General features: G+C 55.0%; 3 protein-coding genes. 2 read left to right on the forward strand and 1 reads right to left on the reverse strand.

Features of this window, described 5'->3' with window-relative positions; translation table 11 throughout:
* Positions 1 to 94 precede the first annotated feature (94 nt).
* Entirely contained in the window at positions 95 to 418 is a 324-nt protein-coding gene (locus tag SB822_RS54290; RefSeq protein WP_158660500.1) for an MFS transporter, read from the forward strand.
* Complete coding sequence (locus SB822_RS54295; RefSeq protein ID WP_143055867.1) at positions 343 to 1098, forward strand: hypothetical protein; 756 nt, start codon at positions 343 to 345, stop codon at positions 1096 to 1098. Before SB822_RS54290 ends, SB822_RS54295 begins: the two co-directional genes overlap by 76 nt.
* Positions 1099 to 1509: 411 nt before the next feature.
* Here SB822_RS54295 and SB822_RS54300 read toward each other — a convergent pair whose 3' ends face one another.
* Positions 1510 to 2214, reverse strand: coding sequence for a glutathione S-transferase N-terminal domain-containing protein (locus tag SB822_RS54300; protein WP_007740587.1), 705 nt, complete (start codon positions 2212 to 2214; stop codon positions 1510 to 1512).
* Positions 2215 to 2460: the final 246 nt, after the last annotated feature.

Here is a 2460-nt window from a genome sequence, read left to right on the forward strand (position 1 = left end):
AGCCTCCAACTACGAATAATAAAGAGAGGCTTCAAAGCCGTACTTCAAGATACAAGGTGTCCGTTTTCGCGGGTCAATTTCACTGTTTGGTAACGTGTCGGACTACATTGGGGCCCGCGTTCCGATGTTGGTAGGTCTCGCCGCATCGGCGCTGGGCACGCTATGCCTCGCTACAGCTACCCACGTGGAATGGCTTTTCGTAGGCAGAGTGTTCATGGGAGTCGGAGTCGGTCTTTCCGCTGGTCCGGCTACGGCATCGCTGGTCGCGTTCAATCCCAGCGGAAGAATGTCGTATTCGGCTACGGTTACGCAGCCTCTCAGGCAATCGGGCTTGGTGCCGCTATGCTGCTTGGAGGTGTCCTTGTTCGATATGCACCATTTCCGACGCGGCTCAATTTCTGGATTTTGCTGGCGGTAATCGTGACGATTGCATCAGCAGCATGGCGCCTGCCTCAGACCTCAACGCTCAAGTCGTTCCGCAACTGGCGACCGGGGAACATAGGGATGCCGCGAGACATTCTTCCAATATTCGTCGCGTCGGCGCTGGTAGTGACGACAGCCTACGTGCTGGGCGCAATTACACTCTCGCTTGGGGCGCAGATTGCAAAACAGGTGGTGGGGTCAAGCAACGCGTTCGTCAACGGTGCGGCCATTTCGCTGTTTGCAATATGCAACGGGGCAATCACGATTTGCGCGGGAAACGTTGGGGTAAAGCGAAACATCGCCTTGGGGACCACAAGCTCGGTTGCCGGATTGCTTCTCCTCATGCTTGCCGCGCATGATCGCTCACTTGCCATGTTTCTCGGTTCTTCGACGTTCATGGGCATCGCCTATAGCATGCAATTCCGCGGGGGCCTTAGCCTACTGGTCGAAGCTATGCCAGTCGAACAGCGGGGCGCGACCGTGTCCGCCATCTATCTGATTGCATATCTGTTTCAAGGAACGGTTGCTTTGTCACTTGGCGTGTTGGCGACCGCGCATGGCCTTTCCACTGCCGTTTATACAGGAGCTCCAGCCGTCGCGGCATTAAGCCTTGCGGGGTTGCTTCTCGGTTCCCGGCTGGAACCGAGGATTTCGACGGCGGCAACTGCAAAGTAGGCTCAGCTTTCTCCATCGCTTCGGCATTGATGGCAAGAGCGTTTGAACACAATTGGGTTCGGCAGCTAGGCATGCGAGTATGCTGCGCCCACAAAGGTTGCCTTGAGCGTATAGGGCAGTGTTGTCGACCCTGTCCAAGAACAGTCCTCCGCTGCCGCGCGTCATTTCGACGAGTGTTAATGCTCAGGCGGGATGGTCGATGGCTTCAATGAACGTGCCTTAGGTTCTCATCGACCGAGCAGTTCTGGCGGAGTGCCTTACGGCGGAGATTGAGCTTGTGGCGCTCAAAGAACAACCTCCGATAGTCGTGACGGGCTACTCGCTCCAAGTGACGCAGGTGCGTTTGCGACCATTCCGGCTAAACAGCGATGCCTTTTGATTGCGGCCGATGTCGTTTGCGTCGCCATTTGTTCAGGTAACCTGCTCTTTCTGGGCAAACAGTTGTTTGCGTTGCTCATCAGTTAGTTGTGACGGACGCACCGCTTCAGCTAACGTGTACGCGCGTTTGACGGCGGCCCGGTTTTCAATACGCTTGAGCCATCGCGCAACATGCGGAAAGTCTCCGATTGCGATGCCTTGCTTGGCAAACTGAACTACCCACGGATAAGTGGCCATGTCAGCAATTGAGTACTCACCGGCGATGTATTCGCGGTCTGCCAATCGCTTATTCAGCACATTGTAGAGTCGCATCGTTTCGTTGGTGAACCGGTCGATTGCCAGCGGCAATTGTTCTGATGCGTAGTTACGGAAGAATACCGTTTGACCCAAAATCGGCCCGAGACCGCCCATCTGCCAGAACAACCATTGCAGGACCTCAATGCGACCTTGCGGATTGGCAGGAATGAACTGGCCAGTCTTTTCTGCCAGATGCAACAGGATTGCGCCCGACTCGAAAACCGATGCATCGAGTTGACAGTCTACGATGGCGGGCATCCGGTTGTTCGGGGAAATTTTTTCGAAGTCGGGAGCGAACTGCATCCCTTTGCTGATATCGACGGGATGTACCCGATATCTCACCTGCGCTTCCTCAAGGAAGATGGCAACTTTCTGGCCGTTGGGGGTGGGCCAATAGTAGAAGTCAATATCGGAAGAGTTAACGTTCGCTGCGGTCGCCATGGGAATTCCTCGTGGGTCGAATTCGGAATCACGCTGTTCGTGATTGATGGCGCTGAGTATGTTCGCTTGCATGAACTCCGGAAACGGGACACAGCCGAAGACACTATTCTCGAAACACGAACACTGAGACGGGGCGACCCGGAGTGCATGGCGGATGCGCTATGCACTTATCCGAATTAGTAAGGACTTTCCCGATCTCGTGGCATAGCGATATGTCAGGATGGTTGGTGCTAGGCAACCCATCTG

This window comes from Paraburkholderia sp. SIMBA_054 (assembly GCF_046534875.1).
GTDB lineage: Bacteria > Pseudomonadota > Gammaproteobacteria > Burkholderiales > Burkholderiaceae > Paraburkholderia > Paraburkholderia hospita.

Excerpts from the sequence above, each read along its gene's own strand:
- SB822_RS54300 (WP_007740587.1), bottom strand. The coding sequence starts at position 2,214 with ATGGCGACCGCAGCGAACGTTAACTCTTCCGATATTGACTTCTACTAT.
- SB822_RS54295 (WP_143055867.1), top strand. The coding sequence starts at position 343 with ATGCTGCTTGGAGGTGTCCTTGTTCGATATGCACCATTTCCGACGCGG.